Raw genomic sequence first — 22,948 nt, forward strand, 5'->3', positions numbered from 1 at the left:
TTCGGGGCTGGGGTACAAGGAGGGCGTGCAGGAAGCGATGAAGAGCTTCACGAATACGAAGACGTATTCGCTGCCGTGGTAAGCGTTGTGTAATCCGCGCGCACCGGTTTCGCGGCCGGTGCGCGCGTCAGTCCGAGCGTTGATCGACGCGTTATTCGATCGGCTCATATCGATAGCCGATTTGCGTTTTTGCCGTGCCTCGACGCGTCGGTAGAATTCGCGGACTTCTCGAACGGCACGCGCGTGCCGCGGGATCATTCCCTCCAATCATTCGGGGTCCGCACCATGAAAATCCTTCGCTCCATCCTGGTCGTCGCCATGCTGCAGGCCGTTTCGGTCACGAGCGCACTGGCTGCCGACGACCTGTCGCAGATCAAGTCGTCCGGCGTGTTCCGGGTCGGCACCGAAGGGACGTACGCGCCGTTCACGTACCACGACGAGACCGGCAAGCTGACGGGCTTCGACGTCGACATCGCGACCGCGATCGCGCAGCGTCTCGGCGTGAAACCGCAGTTCGTCGAAGGCAAGTGGGACGGGTTGATCGCCGGCCTCGACGTGAACCGCTACGACGCGGTCGTCAACGAAGTGTCGATCACCGACGCGCGCAAGGCGAAATACGATTTCTCCACGCCGTACATCACGTCGCGCGCGGTGCTGATCGTGCGCGCGGACAACACGACGATCCGCTCGTTCGACGACCTGAAGGGCAAGAAGTCCGCGAACACGCTCACCAGCAATTTCGGCAAGCTCGCGGCCGCGCATGGCGCGGACGTCGTGCCGGTGCAGGGTTTCAACGAATCGATCGACCTGCTGAGCTCGGGCCGCGTCGATGCGACGATCAACGATTCGCTGTCGTACCTCGATTTCCGCAAGCACAAGCCCGACGCGAAACTGAAGATCGCGGCGACCGACACGAGCGGCGCGGGCGACGCGTCCGGCGTGCTGCTGCGCAAGGGCAGCCCCGCGCTGGTGGCCGCGATCGACAAGGCGCTCGCGGACATCAAGGCCGACGGCACCTACGCGAAGATCTCGCAGAAGTATTTCGGCCGCGACGTGTCGCAGCCGTAACGCGAGGCTGAACGATGCCGGCCTGGCTTCACCTGATGGCGGAATCGCTGAAGCCCCTGCTCGTCGCGGGGCTCGTGTTCACGGTTCCGCTCACGCTCGCGTCGTTCGCGATCGGCCTGCTGCTCGCGTTCGGCGCGGCGCTCGTGCGGCTGTTCGGGCCGCGCTGGGCGCAGGCCGCCGTGCGGTTCTACATCTGGCTGTTTCGCGGCTCGCCGCTGCTCGTGCAGCTGTTCGTGATCTTCTACGGCCTGCCGAGCGTCGGCATCGTGCTCGATCCGCTGACGGCCGCCGTGATCGGCTTCTCGCTGAACGTCGGCGCGTACAACGCGGAGGTGATCCGCGGCGTGATCGAATCGATTCCGAAGGGGCAGTGGGAGGCCGCGTACTCGATGGCGATGACGCGCCCGCAGGCGCTGCGCCGCGCGATCCTGCCGCAGGCCGCGCGCGTCGCGCTGCCGGCTTTGTCGAATTCGTTCATTTCGCTGGTGAAGGACACGTCGCTCGCGGCCGTGCTGACCGTGCCGGAGATCTTCCAGGCCGCGCAGCGGATCGCGGCCGTGACCTACGAACCGATGATCCTCTATACGGAGGCCGCGCTGATCTATCTGCTGCTCAGTTCGGTGCTGTCCACGCTGCAGCGTCGCCTCGAAACCCGCTTCGGCCGTCACGCACTGTTCCAGGCGGAGTTGCGATGATCCGGCTCGAACGCATCGACAAGTCGTTCGGCACGCAGCGCGTGTTGCACGGGATCGACCTCGCCTTGCAGCCCGGCAGCGTGACGGCGCTGATCGGGCCGTCCGGCAGCGGCAAGAGCACGCTGCTGCGTTGCGTGAACCTGCTCGAAGTACCCGAGGCAGGTGCGCTGACGGTCGGCGACGCCCGCATCGACTTCTCGCCGGCGCACCGGCCGGCGCGCGACGCCGTGTTCGCGGTGCGTCGACAGACCGGCATGGTGTTCCAGAACTTTCAGCTGTTTCCGCACCTGAGCGTCGTGCAGAACGTGATGGAAGGGCTCGTCACCGTGCAGCGCTGGTCGCGCGAGCGGGCCCGCGAACGCGCGCTCGCGCTGCTCGAGAAGGTCGGCATCGCGAACAAGGCCGACGCGTGGCCCGGCACGCTGTCGGGCGGCCAGCAGCAACGCGTCGCGATCGCACGTGCGCTTGCACCGTCGCCGCAGGTGCTGCTGTGCGACGAGCCGACGTCGGCACTCGATCCGGAGCTGTCCGTCGAAGTCGTCGAGGTGCTGCGCCAGCTCGCGCGCGAAGGCACGACGATGCTGATGGCGACGCACGACCTGCGCCTGGCCGCGTCGATCGCGCACGACGCGGTGTTTCTCGCGGAAGGGCGCGTGGTCGAGGCCGGTGCATCACGCGACCTGTTCGGCGGCCCGCGCGATCCGCGCACCGCGAAGTTCATCTCGACGCTCGCGCAGGGCGTGCCGGTGTTCTGACGCGGCACGCGACAAGCGGCACCCGGTACAGGCGGCGTCAACCTTTCCCGGGCCGGTCGAGCACCGCCGCGACGATCGCTTCCGGCGCATCTTCCTGCACCAGGTGGCCCGCGCGCGGCACCGTGATCAGCTGGCCGCCGGCGATGCGATCGGCCAGCGCCTGCCCCTGTTCGAGCGGAATCCACGCGTCGTCCTCGCCCCACACGATGCGCACCGGAAAGTCCGGCGGCGCGTAACGGGCCTCGGCTTCCTCGATGTAGTGCTGGCGCATCTGCGCGATCTGGCGATAGAACGCGGCCTGGCCGGCTGGCGTGAGCCACGGCGCGCGGTAGATCGACAGCGCGTCGTCGCTCAGCGGCCGGGCGACGGCGTTGCCGAGATAGGCCGACACGAGTGCGTGATGCGCATACGCGGGCAATCCGGTGAAGGCGGCTTCGTGCTGCGCGACGTGGCGCACGAACGGCGAACCCTGCGGCGCGATCGCGACCGGGTTCACGAGCGTGAGATCCGCATAGGCGACGCCGTCGAGGAAGTGCGCGCGCAGCACGGTGGCGCCGCCGTAGTCGTGCGCGAGCACGCGCGGTCGCGAAATGTTCCACTCGTCGAGCATCGCGCCGAACAGCGCGTTCTGGCGGCCGAGCGACACGTCCGCATCCGGCATGTCGGATTGACCGTAGCCGAGCAGGTCGTAGAAGAACACGCGATGACGGCGCGCGAGCCACGGTGCAATCCGCCGCCACACCTGCGACGAAAACGGCGTGCCGTGCACGAGCACGAGCGGCGGCCCTTCGCCGAACGTTCCCCAGGCAATCCGGTGGCCTTCGAAGGTGAAGCGGTTGGCGAGTTCGAGCATCGGCATCTCCGTGCTAACCTGTTTTGGTTGTTAACAGGTTACTCCGGATCGTCCGGGTGTGAAACCGATAGGTGAAAATAAATGGTTACTCGACACGAACCCGTGCGACATGCGCATGAATGGGGGGCAGCCGATTTCGTCGGCGGCCATCCGGCGCTCGACTTCCTCAACACGGTGGCCGACACGGGCAAGACGCGCGACGCGGACAAGTTCGTCGACTGGCCGGCCGTGCATGCGTGGGCGGAGCGCTCGGGGTTGCTGGCGCCGGCCGATCTGGCGCGGCTTCGGCGTCATGCGCGGCAGGACGACGCCGACGCGCTGATCGCGCTGCATCGCTTTCGCGAGGAGGCTTACAGCGCGATCGCGCACCTGACGGCCGGCGGCGGCGGCACTGCCGGCGCGCGCGCGGCGGGCCGGCTCGCCGTTGCGATCCGCGAGGCGATCGGGCGCAGCGCGTTCGATGCGGTCGACGGCCGGTTCGCGTGGCGGCCCGACGCGCGCGTCGCGTCGCGCTGGGTCGACGCGGCCGCACTCGGGTTCGAGCATCTGCTGCGCAGCGACGATTTTGCGCGCGTGCGCCAGTGCGGCCGTTGCACGTGGTTCTTCGTCGATCGCGGGCGCGGCGTCGGGCGGCGCTGGTGCGACATGCGCACCTGCGGGAACCGCGCGAAAGTGGAGGCGTTCAGGGAGCGGTGACGTGCGCGCCGAGCCGGTCGTCTTGCCGCGCGGTGCACGGGCGGCACGCGAACGTCATGGCGCGGTTTCGTGCGGCGGATGTTCCGGCCACAGCGTCGCGGCGATGAACAGCCCGGCCGCGAGGAACGGCGCGCCGATCGCGAACAGGATGGCCGTGAGGCCCCAGTGATCCCAGAAGCGGTCGACCACCGCGCGCTCGGGTGTGACGGGGTCGTACAGCACGTTGACCGCTTCGCCTTCGTGCAGGCCCGGATGCGACGACGCCGAACCCTGCGCGAACCTGATCTGGCGTCCGCTGTCGGTCGTGAACGCGACGATCGCCGAATACAGCGACGTGCGCGCGCGGGGCGAGTGCGCGTTTTTCGCGATCTCGACGACATGGCCGGTGGAACGCGCATAGTGGTGGATGACCTGCCACTGGCGCAGGCCGGCCGCACCGGCGCCGGCGATGAAGCCCGTGCCGATCGCGATCGGAATCAGCACGATCGCGATATCCCAGCGGCTGCGCACGTGCTTGCGGGCGCGGCGGACCGGCGGCGGGGCGGACGACCGGCGGCGGCGCTCGCCGGCGATCAGCAGGCCGCCGATCGCGAACGATGCGATGGCGAGCAGCGCCGGCACGATCGCCGGAAACCAGCGTTGCGCGAAATCGTCGATCAGCGCGGGGCGTTCGGGGTGGCCGGGGTCGAGCCATACCTCGACGTTCTCGCCGATGTCGTAGGCGGGGACGGTCGATGCGGTATTGCCGGCGACTTCGCGGCGCTGGCCGTCGTTCGCGAGGTACGCGACGATCGGCCGGTACGCGCGCATCGCGTCGCTGTCCTGCACGATGCGCACGACCGTGCCCGGTGCGCGGACCAGCTGGCCGGTCGCCTGCCCGGCCGTCACGGCGAGCATGCCGGCCAGTACGAGCAGCACGACGCCGAGCGCCATCGCGACGAGTGCGTCCCTACCCGGCATGACCGGATCCGTTTCGTTGTGCTGCGCACCGCGGATTCCGGCTTGATCGGGGGGATGGCGCGACCCGCCGAACCGGCCGATATCGGCGCAACCAGGCCCTCTGAATGGTCGCGTCCCGTTCACATGCTTCCATGTCTGACGTCCCATGCTCTCTCAGTGCCGGCGGGCGAACGACAGTGCCTGCGCCGGTCGTGTGATATTTGTCGGACGATTCTAGCGGAAACGATGCGGAAGATGGGTGCGCTCGCGTACCGCGAGGGGCGCGCAACGCGAAGCGACGCGGCGTGAATGAAAAACGGCAGGAAAGCGGCAGGTGTAAACGGAAAAGGCCGGTCAGCTTGCGCTGACCGGCCTTTGAAATTCCTGGTGGGGCGTGAGTGACTCGAACACTCGACCTACGGATTAAGAGTCCGCTGCTCTACCAACTGAGCTAACGCCCCCAACAGAAGAAAGATTATGCACGAGCATTTCAGGCTTGGCAAGTCCTTTCTGCAAATTTCCTGAGAATATTTCGTCACGCCAACGGTGGCTGCCGGTCCGATAACGAGCGATCGCAGTTTTCGTGCTCCCGGTATGATGACGCCACACGTGTTGCGCGGCGGTCGCGCAACGCTTTCTGGGCTTTCGAAGATGGACGAAAACGCAGTCCGCGAATTGCTGGATCGCCTGCTGGCCCCCTGGGTCCGCTCGCTCGGTCTGGTCCCCGTGTCGATCGGCGACGACAGCGTCACGCTGCGCCTGCCGTTTTCCGGCGAATTCCGCCATTCCGGCGGTGTGATCTGCGGCCAGGTGTTCACGGCGGCCGCCGATACCGCGATGGTGGTCGCGATCTCGGCCGCGCTCGGCGAGTTCCGGCCGATGACGACCGTATCGTTGAACACGAACTTCATGCGTCCCGTGCGCAAGGGCGACGTGCTCGTCACCGCGCGCGTGCTGCGGATGGGCCGCAATCTCGTATTCGGCGAAGTCGAGCTGTTCGACGAAGACGGCAAGATGGCCGTTCACGCGACGTCGACCTACGCGCTCGTCAGCTGAGCGGCGCGATGTTCGACCAGCTCGTCTTTGCGGGTGGCGGCAATCGCTGCTGGTGGCAGGCCGGCTTCTGGGACGTCGCACAGCCGGCGCTCGGCCTGCGCCCGCGCGTGATCACCGGTATCTCGGCCGGCGCGGCAACTGCCTGCATGCTGTATACACGCGACGCCGCCTGGGTGATGCGCTATTACGAAGAGGCGCTGCGCCACAACCGGAAGAACGCGTACTGGGGCAACCTGTTCGGGCGCGAGCCCGTGTTTCCGCATTACCGGATTTACCGTCAGGCGCTGCTCGACATCTACGGCGAACCGTTCGCGAAGCTTGCCGCGGCGCCGGAGATTCGCATCGGCGTGTCGCATGTGCCGCGCTGGCTCGGTGCGCGCAGCGCAGTCGCCGCCGGTCTCGTCGCGTACAACATCGAGAAGTACGTGCGCAAGACGCTGCACCCGACGCTCGGGCGCACGCTCGGCTTTCGGCCCGAATTCGTGCGTGCGCAGGCCTGCACGCAAGTCGAGGAACTCGCCGACCTGATCCTGCAGTCGTCCTGCACGCCGCCGTTCACGCCGGTGCTGCGCCGCGGCGGCCGGCCGGTGCTCGACGGCGGGATGGTCGACAACGTGCCGGTCGACGCGCTCGACCCGACGCCGGGCGACGTGCTGGTGCTCGTCACGCGGCTGTATCCGCGCCCGCAGATGTTCACGGTCGCGCATGGCGAGCAGCGTCGGCTGTACGTCCAGCCTTCGAGCAAGGTGCCGATTTCGAGTTGGGATTACACGAGCCCGTCGCAGATGCGGCATGCGTACGATCTCGGTCGGCGCGACGGCGAGCATTTCCTTACGCGCGTCGATGCGATGACGGGCGGCCGCGTGGCCGCCTGACGATCGGGAATGGAGGAGCGGGGCTGCGGCGTGCGCAGCCCGCGCGGTCAGCGCTTGCGGATCGGCGTCAGCGCTTCCGGGTTGGCGACGCTCGACATGTCGCCGTCGTCGAACGCGAGGATGTTGCGGAACGCCGCGCTGAAGTAGAGCTCGTAGCTTTCGCGCTCGACGTAGCCGATGTGCGGCGTGCAGATCACGTTTTCCATTCGCAGCAGGCTGTAGCCCTGCAGGATCGGCTCGCTCTCGAACACGTCGATCGCGACCATCCCCGGACGGTTGTGCGACAGCGCGTTGACCAGTGCGTTGTCCTCGAGCAGTTCGGCGCGGCTCGTGTTGACGAGCAGCGACGTCGGCTTCATCCGCATCAGGTCTTCCTGCTTCACGATCCCGCGCGTGTCGTCATGCATGCGCAGGTGCAGCGACAGCACGTCGCTCTGCTCGAACAGCGCTTCGCGGCTTTCGGCGGCCGTATAGCCGTCGGCGCGCGCGGCCTCGAGCGAATGCTCGCGGCCCCAGATCAGCACGTTCATCCCGAACGCCTTGCCGTAGCCGGCGACGAGCCGGCCGATCTTGCCGTAGCCCCAGATGCCGAGCGTCTGGCCGCGCAGTACCTGGCCGAGGCCGAAGTTCGGCGGCATGGCCGACGTCTTCAGGCCCGACTGCTGCCAGGCGCCCTGCTTCAGGTTCGCGACGTACTGAGGAATGCGGCGCTGGGCGGCCATCACGAGCGCCCAGGTCAGCTCGGCGGGGGCGACCGGCGAGCCCGTGCCTTCGAGCACCGCGATGCCGCGGTCGGTACAGGCTTCGAGGTCGATGTGGCTCGACACGCGGCCGGTCTGGCTGATCATGCGCAGGTTCGGCAGCTTTGCGAGCAGTTGCGACGAAATCGGGGTCCGTTCGCGAATCAGCACGAGCGCCTCGACTTCCGCCAGACGGCTGGCGAGTTGTCCCAATCCGCGCACCGTATTGTTGAAGACCTTCACGTCGTGGCCGGCAAGCATCTCGAAGCAGTTCAGCTTGCGGACGGCGTCCTGGTAGTCGTCGAGGATGGCAATTTTCATGATGAGCGGGTGTCGCGCGTTGAAAGCGGCGGCGGCGGCGGCGCACCTCGCGCACCCGTCCCGCCCGGCCGGGGCCGACATGATGCTATGTCAGCCGCCTTCGTGGTGTCTTTTTAACAGGTTGTTACGCTCCGCCGCAATTGGCGGCGGCCTGACCCGGCGCCGCTCGCGGGCAGGGCAGAAGGGTGCGCTGTTGTGTCGCATCAAATACGTCCTTCCTGATTCGGCCGCTTACACGACGAGGTTCACCCAATTGTTGTCCCAATCGGAATAATTGGATCAACTATCCGCAGGGGGCGAGGATTTTTGACTATTTTTATCGTCAACCGGGGCCTTGTTGAGCAACTCTGCATCATTTCCGCTGTCGTAGGAGAATTACGCATTTGCTTCATCTTTTTGAAGTTGTAACAGCGGCAGGAGTCGTTTATGGATCATTTGCAGTCGATGCGCGTGTTCGTCAAGGTTGCAGATCTCGGCAGTTTCGCGCGGGCCGCGAGTGCAATGGATATCTCCAACGCGGTCGCGACGCGTCACGTCGCCGATCTGGAGGGCAGGCTCGGCACGCGTTTGCTGAACCGCACCACGCGCAGCCTTTCCCTGACCGAGTCAGGTCAGGTCTATCTGGAGCGTGCCCGCCAGATCCTCGATGAGCTGGAAGACGTCGAGCAGATGGTCGTCGCACGCAATCACGAGCCGGTCGGCACGCTGCGCATCGTCGCGCCGGTCGTGTTCGGCCTGCATAACCTCGCGCCCGTGTTGCAGTCGTACACGGAGAATTTCCCGAAAGTGGTGCCGGATCTCACGCTGGTCGACCGGCAGGTCGATCTGGTCGAGGAAGGTTTCGATGTCGGCATCGTCGTCACGCGCCAGATGCGCAGCGCGAGCATCGTCACGCGGCGCCTGACCACCGGCTGCATGACCGTGTGCGCAACGCCGAGCTATCTGGAGAAGCACGGCGTGCCGACTCATCCGGAGCATCTCGCCGAGCATCCGAGCCTGAGCCTGCCGACCGAATACTGGGGCGACGAGCGTGTGTTCACGGGGCCGGACGGCGAAGTGCGCGTGCGCCCGACCAACGTGATCGTTGCGAACAACACCGCGATGCTGCGCCAGTTCGCGCTGCTCGGGATGGGTGTCGCGATCCTGCCGAGCTACTTGATCGGCAGCGATATCGCGCGCGGTGCGCTCGTGCGGTTGCTGCCGGATTTCCGGCTGCCGCAGGTCGAGATCAACATCGCTTACCCGAGCCGGCGCCATCTGCCCGCGAAGGTGCGCACGTTCATCGACCACCTCGTCGAGCACTTCAGCCACTCGACCGACGCGACGATGGGTGAGCAATGGGCCGCGCAGAGCTCCGCGCTCGCGCCGATCGGTGTCGAGACGCGTGCCGAGCAACCGGAATCGGCCGACCCGAACCTGTCGCCGCGCCTGCCGCGTTCGCCGCGCACGCGCGTCGCGGCGCCGTCGCCGCTGTAACGGCGCGACGGCCCGGCGTCGGTTACCGCCGGCACAAAGAAAAAACGCGGATCGAGCAGTCGATCCGCGTTTTTTTATGGCTGCCTGCCGAAGCAGGACGCGCCGGGAGAAAGCCCGCCCGGGCGTCCAGTCCAGGCTGTTACGAGCCCGTCTTGCGGGTCGTCGTCTTGCGAGTCGCCGTCTTGGTGGCGGCAGTCTTCGCGGCGGTCTTGCGAGCCGGTGCCGGTTTCTCTTCTGCACCCTCCGTCACGGTTTCGGCATCCTTCGTCGCCGATTTCGCAGTCTTCTTCGCAGCGGCGGCTTTCGGTTCCTTCTTCTCGAACTCGAAGCCGATCTTGCCGTCCGGCTGCTTCACGAGGAACGCCTTGAAGTTGCGGCCGGTGCGCGACGACTTGAAGTTCGGCAGCAGATCCGTGCGGCCGTCGGCCAACAGCTTGCCCATCTGCTCGCGCGAGATTTCCTGCTGCAGGATCACCTTGCCCGAGCGGAAGTCGCACGTCTTCGGGTTGGCCACCGAGTGCTCGCACACGTAGCTCATCCCGTGCTCGAACACGCGGCCCTTGCACTTCGGGCACGCGCCGACCGGTTCCTGCGTGGAGAAGTCGGGCGCCTCGCCTTCCTCGCCGCCCGTATCCTGGCCGAAATCGAACTCGAGCTTGTAGTTCTTCGTCTCGTCATCGAACGAGAGCTTCAGGATCGCCGAGAACGGGCGACCCATCTTGCTGCGGAATCCGGAAAGCGGGCCGATCGTCTTTTCCCGCAGCAGTTCCTCGACTTCCGCGATCTCGAACTGCCGGCTGCCCGGGATCTTCGAGATCGAGAACTCGCACTTCGTGCACGCGAAGCGGCGGTAGTTTTCCTTCACCTGGCCGCCGCAGTTCGGGCACGGCGTCTCGAGCGTCGCGTAATCGCCGGGGATCGTGTCGGAATCGTATTCCTTCGCGCGCTTGACGATCTGCTGCGTCATGCGGGCGATTTCCTGCATGAAGGCGTCGCGCCCGAGGTTGCCGCGCTCCATCTGCGACAGCTTGTATTCCCATTCGCCGGTGAGCTCCGGCGCGGTCAGTTCCTTCACGCCGAGGCCGCGCAGCAGCGTCATCAGCTGGAACGCCTTCGCGGTCGGGATCAGTTCGCGGCCTTCACGCACGAGGTACTTTTCGCCGAGCAGGCCTTCGATGATCGCCGCACGCGTGGCCGGCGTGCCGAGGCCCTTCGCGGCCATGGCTTCGCGCAGTTCGTCGTCCTCGACGAGCTTGCCCGCGCCTTCCATCGCGGACAGCAGCGTCGCTTCCGAATAGCGTGCGGGCGGCTTCGTGACGAGCGCGACGGCGGCGATTTCGTCCGTCTTCACCTTCTCGTCCTTCTGCACCGGCACGAGGTTCGCATCCGCGCCTTCGGCGTCGCGGCCGTACACCTGCAGCCAGCCCGGCTCGACGAGCACCTTGCCCTCGGTCTTGAAGTGATGGCCGGCGACTTCGGTGATCCGCGTCGTGACACGGAATTCGGCGGCCGGGAAGAACACGGCGAGGAAGCGCTTCACGACCATGTCGTACAGCTTCTGCTCCGGCTCGGACAGAGACTTCGGCGCCTGCAGCGTCGGGATGATTGCGAAGTGGTCGCTGATCTTCGAGTTGTCGAAGATGCGCTTGTTCGGCTTCACCCAGCCCTTGTCGAGCACCTGCTTCGCATGCGGCAGGTAGTTGTTGCTCTCCTTGAGCATCTCGAGCGTGGACTGGACCGTCGACAGATAGTCTTCCGGCAGCGCGCGCGCGTCGGTACGCGGGTAGGTCAGCACCTTGTGCTTTTCATACAGCGCCTGCGCGAGACCGAGCGTGTTCTTCGCGGAGAATCCGAAGCGGCTGTTCGCTTCGCGCTGCAGGCTCGTCAGGTCGAACAGCAGCGGCGACAGTTGTGTCGACGGCTTCGATTCCTCCGAGACCGTGCCGACCTGGTCGCGGCACGCGGCGACGATCGTTTCGGCAGCCGGCAGGCTCCACAGGCGGGAGTCGCGCTTTTCCGGATCGAATTCGTCGCGCTTGAATTTCGGGTCGAACCACTTGCCTTCGTAGAAGCCGCCCGCGCACGCGAATTCCGCCTTCACTTCCCAGTAGTCGCGCGGGATGAAGCGGCGGATTTTCTCTTCGCGTTCGACGACGATCGACAGCGTTGGCGTCTGTACGCGGCCAACTGTCGTCAGGAAGAAGCCGCCGCCCTTGCTGTTGAACGCGGTCATCGCGCGGGTGCCGTTGATCCCGACGAGCCAGTCGGCTTCCGAGCGGCAGCGTGCGGCGTCGGCGAGCGGTTGCATGTCGGTGTCGCTGCGCAGGTTCGCGAAGCCGTCGCGGATCGCCTGCGGGGTCATCGACTGCAGCCACAGGCGCTGAACCGGCTGCTTCGCCTTCGCGTGCTGCGCGATCAGTCGGAAAATCAGCTCGCCCTCGCGCCCCGCGTCACATGCGTTGATCAGGCGGTCGACGTCCTTGCGCTTCATCAGCTTCGTGAGCACCTTGAGGCGCGACTCGCTTTTTGCGATCGGGTTCAGGTCGAAATGCGGGGGGATGACGGGCAGATGCGCGAAGCTCCATTTCCCGCGCTTGACCTCGTACTCTTCCGGGGCGGCGATTTCCAGCAAGTGGCCGACAGCGGACGAAAGGACGAAATCGTCGCTCTCGTAATACTCGTCATGCTTGGTAAAGCCGCCCAAAGCGCGTGCGATGTCGTTCGCGACAGAAGGCTTTTCCGCAATGATCAGTGCTTTGGACATGACAGGTGTGTGTTGGTAGACCGGGTTCGCCGGTTGTGGGGCCCTTTAACGACCGCTTTATAGCACACGCCGACGCGACGGCGGCTCGGCGTGCAAAAAGCGGCTCATCATAGAGGGGGCCTGCAACGGCGGCAAGCGCCCGGCGCGGCGGCGCGCGCAAACGGGCGCAAAACCGCCGGGCCGGCTCGCGAATTCAGGCTTCGACGGTCAGGACGTTGCGCAATTTCGGTGCGTGCGGCGCACCGGGTACCGCACTCAGGTCGGACAGCATCCGCTCGACGATTGCCGCATGCGGCAGCACCGTGCCGAAGAAACGTGCGGTATGGGTATCTTCGATCAGGATCGTCGGGAAATTCTCGACGTCGAGATCGTCGAGCTGGTCGGCATGCGTTTCGATGTCGATCCAGGCGAAGCAGGCGTCCGGATGCGCGTCGGCGAGCTGGTCGAAGGCCGTCCGGTAGTCGCGGCACGTGCCGCACCACTCGGCGCACAGGCAGGCGACGAGCAACGTGCCGGGATCGGCGAGGCGCTCGGCGATCCGATCCGCATCGGTGTCGAGGTTCAGCGCGGGCATGGATTTCCTTGGATATCGTCGGCGGCTTGGCCGCCCCTATGCGGGGGAATGTAGCACGCCGTGCGCGGCCGGGGTGGGCGCTGCGTCAAGGCGCGCGAAGCGTCCGCCGGGGACGCTCGCGACGCGACCGGCCAGCTCGAGCGCAAGCAGCGCGCCGTGCAGCACGTCGTCGGCCAGGCCGCTGTGTTCGGCGAGCCATTCGTAGGTGACGGGGCCGTATCCCAGCGCGGCGAGTACGGCCTGTTCGGACGGGCTGCAGGGTAGCGCCGGCGATGCCTCGACTCGCGCCGGCGGGCCGGCTGCAACGAGCGGATCGGCCCGATCGGCCTGTGTGACGCCGGCGGCCCCGGTTCCGCGGAGGCTGGCGGCGCTGGCGAGCTGATTTCCGGTGCACGATGCATCGCCCGCCGCGCGAACCGCCGGTTCGCCCAGCCCGTACTCCTCGAGCACGTCGAGCGGCGCCGCCGTCAGCTTCGCGCCGTCGTGGATCAGTGCGTGGCAGCCCTGCGCGAGCGGCGCGTGGATCGAGCCCGGCATCGCGAACACATCGCGCCCCAGTTCGTTCGCGAGCCGCGCGGTGATCAGCGAGCCGGAGCGCGGGGCGGCCTCGACGACGAGTACGCCGATCGCGAGCGCGGCGATCAGCCGGTTGCGTTGCGGGAAGTGTGCGGCGCGGGCTGGTGTGCCGAGCGGCCACTCCGACACGATCGCGCCGTGAGCGGCAATTTCGTGGGCGAGCGCACGGTGTCGCGCCGGATAGACGAGATCGGCGCCGGTCGCGATCACCGCGACCGTGCCTGACCGGCCGTCGAGCCCGCCGCGATGCGCGGCGCCGTCGATTCCGAGTGCGAGGCCCGACACGATCGGCAGCCCGGCGTCGGACAGCTCGCGGGCGAAGCGCGTCGCGTCGGCGAGACCCTGCGGCGTCGCGTGGCGGCTGCCGACCACGGCGAGACCGCGCGCGTGCAGCAGGTCGAGACGGCCCTTTACATATAGCAGCGGCGGCGGATCGTGCAGGTCGCGCAGCCGCGGCGGGTAGGCCGGATCGTTGAGCGTGACGAGCGCGTTGCCCGGCGCGTCGAGCCAGGCGAGCACGGCGTCGGTGCGCGCGTCGAGGTCGCCGCGCTCGCTCGCATGCACGGCCTGGGCCGCGGCGGGGCTGGTTGCGGCGGCGATCGCGTCGCCGGACGCGCGCAGCAGCGCATCCGGCGAGCCGAACGCGTCGAGCAGTGCCTGCAGCACGGCGGGTGCGAGGCCGGGCGCATGTGCGAGCTGCAGCCACGCGCGCAGCGCGGAGGCGGTCAGCACTTGCGGCGACATGAGGCGCTCCTCGAATGCGGCGGCCAGCGGACCGCGTGGCGCCATGATAAAATTTTCATCATCCGAAATACTCGACAGGGCCGCGCGCGCAGGCGCCCGGCCAATTGCAGGAGGCGTGATGTGCGGCATTGATTCGCCGCGCGTCCGCCTCATCTTCATTGCATCCCGGCGGCACCGCCAGCTGGCCGGATGGCCGATGCGGCATGCCGCCCCACCGAATACCGAACGCCATGGCTTTACTCAATATTCTTCATTACCCCGACAAGCGGCTGCACAAGGTCGCAAAGCCCGTCGACAAGGTCGACGACCGGATCCGCAAGCTCGTCGCCGACATGGCCGAAACCATGTACGCGGCGCCCGGCATCGGCCTGGCGGCTACGCAGGTCGACGTGCACGAGCGCGTGATCGTGATCGACGTCTCCGAGGAGAAGAACGAGCTGCGCGCGTTCATCAACCCCGAGATCGTGTGGTCGAGCGACGAGAAGCAGATCTACGAAGAGGGTTGCCTGTCGGTGCCCGGCATCTACGACGAAGTCGAGCGTCCCGATCATGTGCGCGTGCGTGCGCTCAACGAGCAGGGCGAGACCTTCGAGCTCGACTGCGAGGGCCTGCTGGCCGTGTGCGTCCAGCACGAGATGGATCACCTGATGGGGCGCGTGTTCGTCGAATACCTGTCGCCGCTCAAGCAGACGCGCATCAAGACGAAGATGAAGAAACTCGAACGCGCGATGTGACGCGCGTTCGCCCTGCCCGACCCCGAAAGCTGTCATGACCCATACGTTGCGCGTGATTTTTGCCGGCACGCCGGAATTTGCCGCGGCTGCCCTGGCCGCGATCCACGAGGCCGGTTTTCCGGTGCCGCTCGTGCTGACCCAGCCCGATCGCCCTGCCGGGCGCGGGATGAAGCTGCAGGCAAGCGCGGTGAAGCGCTACGCCGTCGAGCACGGGATGCCCGTCGCGCAGCCGCCGTCGCTGCGGCGCACGGGCAAGTACCCGGCGGAGGCGGCCGACGCGATCGAGCTGCTGCGCTCGACTCCGCATGACGTGATGGTGGTCGCCGCATACGGCCTGCTGCTGCCGCAGGAGGTGCTCGACATTCCGCGTGGCGGCTGCATCAACATTCATGCATCGCTGCTGCCGCGCTGGCGCGGCGCCGCGCCGATCCACCGCGCGATCGAGGCCGGCGACGCCGAGACGGGCGTCACGCTGATGCAGATGGACATCGGCCTCGACACCGGCGCGATGATCGAGGAGGCGCGCATCGCGATCGCGCCGGACGAGACGACCGCGACCCTGCACGACCGGCTCGCTGCCGAAGGTGCGCGACTGATCGTCGACGCGCTCGTGCAGCTCGAGCGCGACGGTGTGCTGCCGGCCACGCCGCAACCGGCCGACGGCGTGACTTACGCGGAAAAGATCGGCAAGCACGAAGCGGCGCTCGACTGGCGCAAGCCGGCCGACGTGCTCGCGCGCCAGGTGCGTGCGTTCGATCCGTTCCCGGGCGGCGTCGCGACGCTCGATGGCGCGGCGATCAAGCTGTGGGCGGCCGAGCCCGTGGCGGCGCGCGGCGACGCGCTGCCCGGCACGATCGTCGAAGCCGCGCCGGAAGGCGTGGTCGTCGCGTGCGGCAGCGGTGCGCTGCGCATCACGCAGTTGCAGAAGCCGGGCGGCAAGCGGCTGCCCGCCCGCGAGTTCCTGGCCGGTTCGCCGCTCGCCGCGGGCCAGCGTTTTGCGCCGACCGACGTTGCCTGAGGCGGCCTGACCGCCATTCGACACGGCCTGCCGGGCATGCGCAATCGGCCGGACGGCCGAGTCGCACGGTGCGGCAGGCGCGCGTAGAATTTCCCTGCGCTCTCCGGTTTCGAGGTTTTCATGTTCGGCATCACCCATTTCGGCTTCTTCGTGCTGGCAGTCTTCCTGCTGAACGTCACGCCCGGCCCCGATACGGCCTATATCGTCGGCCGCAGTGTCGCGCAGGGCCGCGGCGCGGGGCTGATGTCGGCGTTGGGCATTTCGGCCGGCTGCTGCGTGCACGCGCTCGCCTGCGCATTCGGCCTGACCGCGCTGCTCGCGGCATCGGCTGCCGCGTTCACGGTGATCAAGCTGGTGGGTGCCGCCTACCTGATCTACCTCGGCGTGCGGATGATCATCGCGAAGCAGGCGGCCGAGCCGTCGGGCAAGGCGGCCGCGCAAGCCGCGAAGCCGCTGCGCCAGCTGTTCATGCAGGGTTTCTGGACCAACGTGCTGAACCCGAAGGTGGTGCTGTTCTTCGTGTCGTTCTTCCCGCAATTCGTGTCGGCCGACAGCCCGCACAAGGCATTGGCGTTCCTGACCCTCGGCGGCGTGTTCGTCGCGATGAGCACGGTATGGACCAGCTTCGTCGCCTGGGTCGCGGGCAGTGTCACGGCGCGCTTTTCCGGCAAGCCGGGTGTCAGGAAGTGGCTCGACCGCACGGTCGGCAGCGCTTTCGTCGGCCTCGGCCTTCGTCTTGCGGCATCGCAACGCTGAGATTGAATTTTTCCGGCAAGACCTTATCTAACAAATCGCTTACAATTTTCCGCCGTGCCTTGTGACGTGCGGCGGGTCCCCTGACGGATAAGGAGTGGGTATGTTCAATTGGGTCAAAACGGCGATGCTGATGGCCGCGATCACGGCCCTGTTCATCGTGATCGGCGGGATGATCGGCGGCTCGCGCGGCATGACGATCGCGCTGCTGTTCGCGCTCGGCATGAATTTCTTCTCGTACTGGTTCTCCGACAAGATGGTGCTGCGCATGTACAACGCGCAGGAAGTCGACGAGAACACGGCGCCGCAGTTCTACCGGATGGTGCGCGAGCTGGCCACGCGCGCGAACCTGCCGATGCCGCGCGTCTACCTGATCAACGAGGATGCACCGAACGCGTTCGCGACGGGCCGCAACCCCGAGCACGCGGCGGTCGCCGCGACGACGGGCATCCTGCGCGTACTGTCGGAGCGCGAGATGCGCGGCGTGATGGCGCACGAGCTTGCACACGTGAAGCATCGCGACATCCTGATCTCGACGATCACCGCGACGATGGCGGGCGCGATCTCGGCGCTCGCGAACTTCGCGATGTTCTTCGGCGGGCGCGACGAGAACGGGCGGCCGGCCAATCCGATCGCGGGTATCGCGGTCGCGCTGCTCGCGCCGATCGCCGGCGCGCTGATCCAGATGGCGATCTCGCGGGCACGCGAGTTCGAGGCCGACCGCGGCGGCGCGCAGATTTCCGGCGATCCGCAGTCACTCGCGACCGCGCTCGACAAGATCCATCGTTATGCGGCAGGCATTCCGTTCCAGGCGGCGGAAGCGCATCCGGCCACGGCGCAGATGATGATCATGAATCCGTTGCATGGTGGCGGATTGCAGAACCTGTTCTCGACGCACCCGGCCACCGAGGAGCGCATCGCGCGCCTGATGGAGATGGCGCGTACCGGCCGCTTCGATTGAGCCACGGCAACCCCGTGCGGCAGTTGCCGCTCGGGGGCCGCTACGCCACCCCGCACGCTTCGCGCTGCGGGGTTTTCATTTGTGCGTGCCGTAAAGGGGCCAAAGGGGCGGCAACGTCGCACGCTACAATGCCCGGTTTGGGATCGCGGGGCCACGCGAGTGCCGCGATCCCGCCGTTTGCCGTATTGGCTTGCCGCGCTTGTTTGCCGAATTTGCTCCGATGACACGAACCCGTTCTACCGCTCCGTCTTCTTCCGGCCGCCCGGCGCGCCTGTCCGCGCTGCATCTCGCGCCCGATTCGCTCGGCTTCGCGCTCGACGCGGCCGCGCAGGCGGTCGATGCGGTACGACGCGGCACCGCGCTGCCGGCGGCACTCTCGGCGGTTTTCGCGCAGATGGCGTCCGGTACGCAGGCCCTTGCGCGCGGTGCGACGCAGGACGTGGCCTACCGGACGATGCGCCGCCTTGGCAGTGCGGACTGGCTGATCGGCCGGCTCGTCAGCAAGGCGCCGCCCGCGCACGTGCACGCAGTCCTTGCCGGCGCGCTCGCGCTGTTGCTCGATCCGGCGGACGAGGCCGCGTATCCGCCGTTCACGGTGGTCGACCAGGCCGTGACCGTGATCGGCGCCCGCCGCGAGTGCGCGTTCGCGAAGGGGATGGTCAATGCGGTGTTGCGCCGTTTCCTGCGCGAGCGCGACGCGCTCGTCGCGGCGCTGCAGGACGATGTCGTCGCGCGCTGGAATTACCGCGCGTGGTGGGTCGATTCGGTGAAGCGCGCGTGGCCCGACGCATGGCAGGCGATCCTCGCGGCCGGCGAGCGCCAGGGGCCGCTCACGCTGCGCGTGAATGCGCGCCGCGCGAGCGTCGACGCGTATCTCGATACGCTGCGGGCGAGCGGAATCGAAGCGACCGCGATCGGCAAGCATGCCGTGCGGCTCGCGTCGGCGCTGCCGGTCGATCGCATTCCGGGGTTTGCCGACGGCGTCGTGTCGGTGCAGGATGCCGGTGCGCAGCTCGCAGCCGAATGGCTTGGCGCGCGTAGCGGCATGCGCGTGCTCGACGCATGCGCGGCACCCGGCGGCAAGACCGGTCATATCCTCGAACTCGCCGATGCGGAAGTCGTTGCGCTGGAAAGCGACGCCGCGCGCGCGGCGCGGATCGGCGAGAACCTCGTGCGGCTGTCGCTCACGGCGGACGTGCGCGTCGGCGATGCGGGTGCGCCCGACGCGTGGTACGACGGGCGCCCGTTCGATCGTATCCTGGCCGACGTGCCGTGCTCGGCGTCCGGTATCGTGCGTCGTCACCCGGACATCCGCTGGCTGCGCCGCGAGGCCGACATCCCGGCGCTCGTCGCGGAACAGCGTCGCATCCTGTCGGCGTTGTGGCCGCTCGTGAAGCCGGGCGGCGAACTGCTTTACGTGACCTGTTCGGTCTTCCCCGAAGAAGGCGAATTGCAGGCCCGCTGGTTTGAAGCGGCCTGTGAAGATGCGGTACGATTGGACGCCCCCGGCCAACTGCTGCCGGGCGGAGTGCAGGGAGGGGCGGCCGCCGGCCCACTCGACCAGAACACCGATCACGACGGATTTTTCTACGCGCGGTTTCAGAAACGGTGACGATCAAACACCTTTTTCCACTTCGGCTCGCGGCCGTCCTGATGGTCGCGTTGACGCTGTGCCTGGCTGTCGTGCGGCCGGCGCATGCCGAGTCGATCGCCGTGCAGCGCGCGTCGCTCCAGGCCGACGGAAGCGGCTGGAGCCTCGACGCCCGCTTCGATTTCGAACTGAACCCGAGCCTCGAGGATGCCGTCAACAAAGGCATTCCGGTGTATTTCACGACGGATTTCGAGTTGAGCCGCGCGCGCTGGTACTGGCTTGACGAACAGCCGGTATCGGTGTCGCAGACGATCCGCCTGTCGTTCCAGCCGCTCACGCGCGAGTACCGCGTGTCGACGGGCGGCCTGCAGCTCGGTTTCCCGTCGCTGAAGGATGCGCTCGCGGTCGTCAGGCACATCACGTCGTGGCACGTGATCGACCGCAGCCAGGTGCGCTCGGGCGAAACCTACACGGCATCGGTGCGGATGCAGCTCGATACGGCGCTGATGCCGAAGCCGTTCCAGGTCGATGCGGTGAACAACCGCGACTGGACGCTCGGGTCGGACTGGAAGCGCTTCAACTTCACGGTGACCGAACGTGCTAAATAAAGTGCGCCGCGCGGCCAGCGGGAAGAGCCTCCTCGTTCGCGTGATCGTCTCGACCGTCGCGCTCACCGCGCTGCTGCTGCTCGTGCTGCTCGCGGCCGCGAGCGCGAACACCGAATTCTTCGATCGCTACTACTCGTGGCTGTACGCGACGAACATCGTCGTCGCGCTCGTGTTCCTGCTCGTGGTCCTCGGGCTGATCGGGATGATCGTCGTGCGCCTGAGGAAGGGCAAGTTCGGCACGCGGCTGCTCGCGAAGCTCGCGGTGTTCTTCGCGCTCGTCGGCGTGGTGCCGGGCGGGATCATCTACATCGTGTCGTACCAGTTCGTGTCGCGCAGCATCGAGTCGTGGTTCGACGTGAACGTCGAGACGGCGCTGACGGCCGGCCTGAATCTCGGCCGCGGGATGCTCGATGCGTCGCTGTCCGATCTGCAGACGAAGGCGCGGCTGATGTCCGACCAGCTCGCGAGCGCCGACGCGAACACGAACGGCACGACGCTCACGCTGCTGCGGCTGCGCGACCAGTTCGGCGTGCAGGACGCGACGATCGTCGAGCCGAGCCGCGGCGGCTCGGGTGCGGCGCCCGACCTGCACATCGTCGCGCAGGCGTCGGGCAATTTCGCGGCGCTGATTCCGGACGACCTGCCGACGCCGCTGATGCTGAGCCAGGCGCGCGAACACGGCGCGTACGCGGCCATCGAAGGCGAAGTCGACGGCGACCCGCGTGCGCACGGCGCGAAGGGCGCGCTGCGGCTGCGCGTCGTGCGGCCGATTCCCGATGCGACGACATCGCTGCTGCAGCCGGCGGAGCGTTTCCTGCAACTCACGCAGCCGGTGCCGCCAACGCTCGCGCACAACGCGGATGCCGTGCAGCGCGCGTATCGCGAGTACCAGGAAAAGGCGCTCGGCCGCACGGGGCTGCGCAAGATGTACATCGGCACGCTGACGCTCGCGCTGTTCCTCGCGACCTTCATCGCGATGATGCTCGCGCTTGCGCTCGGCCAGCAGCTCGCGCGGCCGCTGTTCCTGCTCGCACAGGGCACGAAGGAGATCACGGAAGGCGACTACACGCCGAAGCGCGAGATCAAGACGCGCGACGAGCTCGGCTTCCTCACGCAGTCGTTCAACGCGATGACGCGCCAGTTGTCCGAGGCGCGGCTCGCGGTCGAGAAGAACCGCATCGCGCTCGAGCATTCGAAGACGTATCTCGAGAGCATCCTCGCGAACCTGACGGCCGGCGTGTTCGTGCTCGACCGCCAGTTCCGGCTGACGACGGCCAATCGCGGCGCCGAGCGGATCTTCCGGCAGCCGTTCAACGCGCTGATCGGCACGACGCTCGACCGGATCGGCGTGGCCGCCGGGTTCGGCGCGATGGTGCGCAAGGCGTTCGCCGATCGCGAGGCGGCGTCTGACGGCGGCAGCGGCGATCGCGGCCACTGGCAGCAGCAGTTCGCGATCGAGATGCCGGGCGAAACCGAACCGCTGACGCTGCTCGTGCGCGGCGCGCGCCTCGTGTCGACGGTCGAGGGGCAGGCCGACGATCCGCAGACGTCCGGCTACGTTGTCGTGTTCGACGACATCTCCGACGTGATCTCCGCGCAGCGTTCGGTCGCGTGGGGCGAGGTCGCGCGGCGGCTCGCGCACGAGATCAAGAATCCGCTGACGCCGATCCAGCTGTCGGCCGAGCGGTTGCAGATGAAGCTGTCCGACAAGCTCTCGCCGTCCGACGCGGATGTGCTCAAGCGCGGCGCGACGATGATCGTCAACCAGGTGGCCGCGATGAAGCGGATGGTCGACGATTTCCGCGAATACGCGCGCACGCCGCCGGCGGTGCTCGCGAACCTGCAGTTGAACGAACTGGCGAGCGAGGTGCTCGGGCTGTACGGGGTGGGCGAAGGCAAGAGCGCGATCGTCGCCGAGCTCGCGCCGTCGCTGCCGGTGATTCGCGGCGACGCGACGCAATTGCGCCAGGTGATTCACAACCTGCTGCAGAATGCGCAGGATTCGGTCGCGGAGTCGGCGCATCCGCGTGTGTTGATCGAAACCAAGACAGTAGAATATGGCGATCCCGACGCCGAGGGCAAAACACGCGTCGCGGTACGTCTTACCGTGTCCGACAACGGGCCCGGTTTTCCGGCGCGCATCCTGACCCGTGCGTTCGAGCCTTATGTGACGACGAAGGCGAAGGGCACGGGGCTGGGGTTGGCCACGGTCAAGAAAATCGTCGATGAGCACGGTGCGCGGATCGATCTGCGCAATCGCATGCACGGCGAGACCGTCGAGGGTGCGCAGGTGTCGATTCTGTTCCTGCAGATGGCGAGCGATGCGCCAGGCGCCGAATCGGGCGTGCAGGACGGGACGGCTCCCGCCAAGACAAAAGCAAGTGAGCAGACAAAGGCAGCGTAAATGGCAACCATCCTGGTGGTAGATGATGAAATGGGCATCCGGGAATTGCTCTCGGAGATCCTCAGCGATGAAGGACATGTCGTCGAGGCAGCGGAGAACGCGCAGGCCGCGCGGGAATACCGGTTGAATCAGGCGCCCGATCTCGTGCTGCTCGATATCTGGATGCCCGATACCGACGGCGTGACGTTGCTCAAGGAGTGGGCGGCGCAAGGGCTGCTGACGATGCCCGTGATCATGATGTCCGGGCACGCGACGATCGATACGGCCGTCGAGGCAACGAAGATCGGCGCGCTCGATTTCCTCGAGAAGCCCATCGCGCTGCAGAAGCTGCTGAAGTCCGTCGAGCACGGCCTCGCACGCGGTGCGGCGCCGGTGTCCGCGAACGCGGCGGCGAAGGCCGGTGCGGGGCAGGCGGCGGGCCCAGCGGCGGTCGCATCCGCGGCCGCGCTGCCGACGCTCGGCGACGACATGGCTTCGGCACTCGGCCTCGCGGGCCAGACGGCCGCGATCCCGTTCGACATCCCGTTGCGTGAAGCGCGCGATGCGTTCGAGCGCGCGTACTTCGAATATCACCTCGCGCGCGAAAACGGCAGCATGACGCGCGTCGCGGAGAAGACGGGCCTCGAGCGCACGCACCTGTATCGCAAGCTCAAGCAGCTCGGTGTCGAGCTCGGCAAGAAACCGTCCGAAGGCGCCGTATAAAATATTTTGCGAAAACACTTGCTCAGGTACGAATAGCTCGATATA

22 protein-coding genes and 1 tRNA gene are annotated in these 22,948 nt (G+C 67.1%); 15 read left to right on the plus strand and 8 right to left on the minus strand.

Annotation, left to right across the window (positions count from 1 at the left end):
• Window positions 1-267, minus strand: a 267-nt coding sequence (locus FOZ70_RS26800) for a hypothetical protein (RefSeq protein WP_219707208.1), incomplete at its 3' end; no start/stop codon positions are given.
• A gap of 18 nt (window positions 268-285) precedes the next feature.
• Between FOZ70_RS26800 and FOZ70_RS26805 the strand changes: the two genes are divergently transcribed.
• Genes FOZ70_RS26805 through FOZ70_RS26815 form a run of 3 tightly spaced genes read left to right on the plus strand, consistent with a single transcriptional unit; the run spans window position 286 to window position 2,518 of the window.
• Window positions 286-1,068: an amino acid ABC transporter substrate-binding protein gene (locus FOZ70_RS26805; RefSeq protein WP_059812464.1), complete on the plus strand. Its 783-nt coding sequence runs from the start codon at window positions 286-288 to the stop codon at window positions 1,066-1,068.
• A gap of 14 nt (window positions 1,069-1,082) precedes the next feature.
• Window positions 1,083-1,763 (plus strand): amino acid ABC transporter permease, encoded by a 681-nt coding sequence (locus FOZ70_RS26810; RefSeq protein ID WP_027788824.1) that lies wholly within the window; start codon window positions 1,083-1,085, stop codon window positions 1,761-1,763.
• Entirely contained in the window at window positions 1,760-2,518 is a 759-nt protein-coding gene (locus FOZ70_RS26815; RefSeq protein WP_059554777.1) for an amino acid ABC transporter ATP-binding protein, read from the plus strand. The genes FOZ70_RS26810 and FOZ70_RS26815 overlap by 4 nt, the downstream gene beginning before the upstream one ends.
• Before the next feature lie 37 nt (window positions 2,519-2,555).
• Here the strand turns inward: FOZ70_RS26815 and FOZ70_RS26820 are convergent, their stop codons facing one another.
• Window positions 2,556-3,371, minus strand: a complete 816-nt coding sequence (locus tag FOZ70_RS26820) for an alpha/beta hydrolase (RefSeq protein WP_219707209.1) — start codon at window positions 3,369-3,371, stop codon at window positions 2,556-2,558.
• An 81-nt stretch (window positions 3,372-3,452) separates the two neighbouring features.
• Here FOZ70_RS26820 and FOZ70_RS26825 point away from each other — a divergent pair, with 81 nt between their 5' ends.
• On the plus strand, window positions 3,453-4,067 hold the full coding sequence (locus FOZ70_RS26825) for a CGNR zinc finger domain-containing protein (protein ID WP_219707210.1): 615 nt from the start codon (window positions 3,453-3,455) through the stop codon (window positions 4,065-4,067).
• 54 nt (window positions 4,068-4,121) lie between these two features.
• Here FOZ70_RS26825 and FOZ70_RS26830 read toward each other — a convergent pair whose 3' ends face one another.
• Window positions 4,122-5,027, minus strand: a complete 906-nt coding sequence (locus tag FOZ70_RS26830) for a DUF3592 domain-containing protein (RefSeq protein ID WP_021158339.1) — start codon at window positions 5,025-5,027, stop codon at window positions 4,122-4,124.
• A gap of 364 nt (window positions 5,028-5,391) precedes the next feature.
• A tRNA-Lys gene (locus tag FOZ70_RS26835) sits at window positions 5,392-5,467 on the minus strand.
• Between the two features lie 190 nt (window positions 5,468-5,657).
• Between FOZ70_RS26835 and FOZ70_RS26840 the strand changes: the two genes are divergently transcribed.
• Together FOZ70_RS26840 and FOZ70_RS26845 are read left to right on the plus strand one after the other, a co-directional pair.
• The gene (locus tag FOZ70_RS26840) at window positions 5,658-6,062 is read left to right on the plus strand and encodes a PaaI family thioesterase (protein ID WP_027785770.1); all 405 of its coding nucleotides are present in this window, start codon (window positions 5,658-5,660) and stop codon (window positions 6,060-6,062) included.
• 8 nt (window positions 6,063-6,070) lie between these two features.
• Window positions 6,071-6,937 (plus strand): patatin-like phospholipase family protein, encoded by an 867-nt coding sequence (locus FOZ70_RS26845; RefSeq protein ID WP_219707212.1) that lies wholly within the window; start codon window positions 6,071-6,073, stop codon window positions 6,935-6,937.
• Between the two features lie 47 nt (window positions 6,938-6,984).
• Here the strand turns inward: FOZ70_RS26845 and FOZ70_RS26850 are convergent, their stop codons facing one another.
• A complete protein-coding gene (locus FOZ70_RS26850) occupies window positions 6,985-7,998 on the minus strand; it encodes a D-2-hydroxyacid dehydrogenase family protein (RefSeq protein WP_021159860.1) in 1,014 nt (337 codons plus the stop codon).
• Window positions 7,999-8,424: 426 nt separating this feature from the next.
• On the opposite strand from FOZ70_RS26850, the gene FOZ70_RS26855 reads away from it, so the two are divergent.
• Complete coding sequence (locus tag FOZ70_RS26855; protein ID WP_021159861.1) at window positions 8,425-9,474, plus strand: LysR family transcriptional regulator; 1,050 nt, start codon at window positions 8,425-8,427, stop codon at window positions 9,472-9,474.
• Window positions 9,475-9,613: 139 nt separating this feature from the next.
• Here the strand turns inward: FOZ70_RS26855 and FOZ70_RS26860 are convergent, their stop codons facing one another.
• The 3 genes from FOZ70_RS26860 to dprA form a co-directional block, all read right to left on the minus strand.
• The gene (locus FOZ70_RS26860) at window positions 9,614-12,238 is read right to left on the minus strand and encodes a DNA topoisomerase III (RefSeq protein ID WP_219707213.1); all 2,625 of its coding nucleotides are present in this window, start codon (window positions 12,236-12,238) and stop codon (window positions 9,614-9,616) included.
• 193 nt (window positions 12,239-12,431) lie between these two features.
• A complete protein-coding gene (locus FOZ70_RS26865) occupies window positions 12,432-12,812 on the minus strand; it encodes a thioredoxin family protein (RefSeq protein WP_021159864.1) in 381 nt (126 codons plus the stop codon).
• Window positions 12,813-12,848: 36 nt separating this feature from the next.
• The gene (gene dprA, locus FOZ70_RS26870) at window positions 12,849-14,177 is read right to left on the minus strand and encodes a DNA-processing protein DprA (RefSeq protein ID WP_258025734.1); all 1,329 of its coding nucleotides are present in this window, start codon (window positions 14,175-14,177) and stop codon (window positions 12,849-12,851) included.
• Between the two features lie 185 nt (window positions 14,178-14,362).
• On the opposite strand from dprA, the gene def reads away from it, so the two are divergent.
• From def to esaR, 8 genes are all read left to right on the plus strand, one after another.
• Complete coding sequence (gene def, locus FOZ70_RS26875; RefSeq protein ID WP_011353573.1) at window positions 14,363-14,866, plus strand: peptide deformylase; 504 nt, start codon at window positions 14,363-14,365, stop codon at window positions 14,864-14,866.
• Window positions 14,867-14,900: 34 nt separating this feature from the next.
• Window positions 14,901-15,884 carry a methionyl-tRNA formyltransferase gene (fmt, locus tag FOZ70_RS26880; RefSeq protein ID WP_059483960.1) on the plus strand — a complete coding sequence of 328 codons (984 nt, stop codon included), beginning with the start codon at window positions 14,901-14,903 and terminating at the stop codon, window positions 15,882-15,884.
• Window positions 15,885-16,004: 120 nt separating this feature from the next.
• Window positions 16,005-16,640, plus strand: a complete 636-nt coding sequence (locus FOZ70_RS26885) for a LysE family translocator (protein ID WP_021163983.1) — start codon at window positions 16,005-16,007, stop codon at window positions 16,638-16,640.
• A 100-nt stretch (window positions 16,641-16,740) separates the two neighbouring features.
• Complete coding sequence (gene htpX / locus FOZ70_RS26890; RefSeq protein WP_006485774.1) at window positions 16,741-17,598, plus strand: zinc metalloprotease HtpX; 858 nt, start codon at window positions 16,741-16,743, stop codon at window positions 17,596-17,598.
• Window positions 17,599-17,818: 220 nt separating this feature from the next.
• The gene (gene rsmB, locus FOZ70_RS26895) at window positions 17,819-19,210 is read left to right on the plus strand and encodes a 16S rRNA (cytosine(967)-C(5))-methyltransferase RsmB (RefSeq protein WP_219707215.1); all 1,392 of its coding nucleotides are present in this window, start codon (window positions 17,819-17,821) and stop codon (window positions 19,208-19,210) included.
• Entirely contained in the window at window positions 19,207-19,797 is a 591-nt protein-coding gene (locus FOZ70_RS26900; RefSeq protein ID WP_021163980.1) for a DUF4390 domain-containing protein, read from the plus strand. Before rsmB ends, FOZ70_RS26900 begins: the two co-directional genes overlap by 4 nt.
• Window positions 19,787-22,201, plus strand: a complete 2,415-nt coding sequence (gene esaS / locus FOZ70_RS26905; RefSeq protein WP_042978240.1) for a sensor histidine kinase EsaS — start codon at window positions 19,787-19,789, stop codon at window positions 22,199-22,201. Before FOZ70_RS26900 ends, esaS begins: the two co-directional genes overlap by 11 nt.
• Window positions 22,202-22,903, plus strand: coding sequence for a response regulator transcription factor EsaR (gene esaR / locus FOZ70_RS26910; protein ID WP_021163978.1), 702 nt, complete (start codon window positions 22,202-22,204; stop codon window positions 22,901-22,903).
• Window positions 22,904-22,948: the final 45 nt, after the last annotated feature.

This window comes from Burkholderia sp. COPS (genome assembly GCF_019425585.1).
GTDB classification, from domain to species: domain Bacteria; phylum Pseudomonadota; class Gammaproteobacteria; order Burkholderiales; family Burkholderiaceae; genus Burkholderia; species Burkholderia cepacia.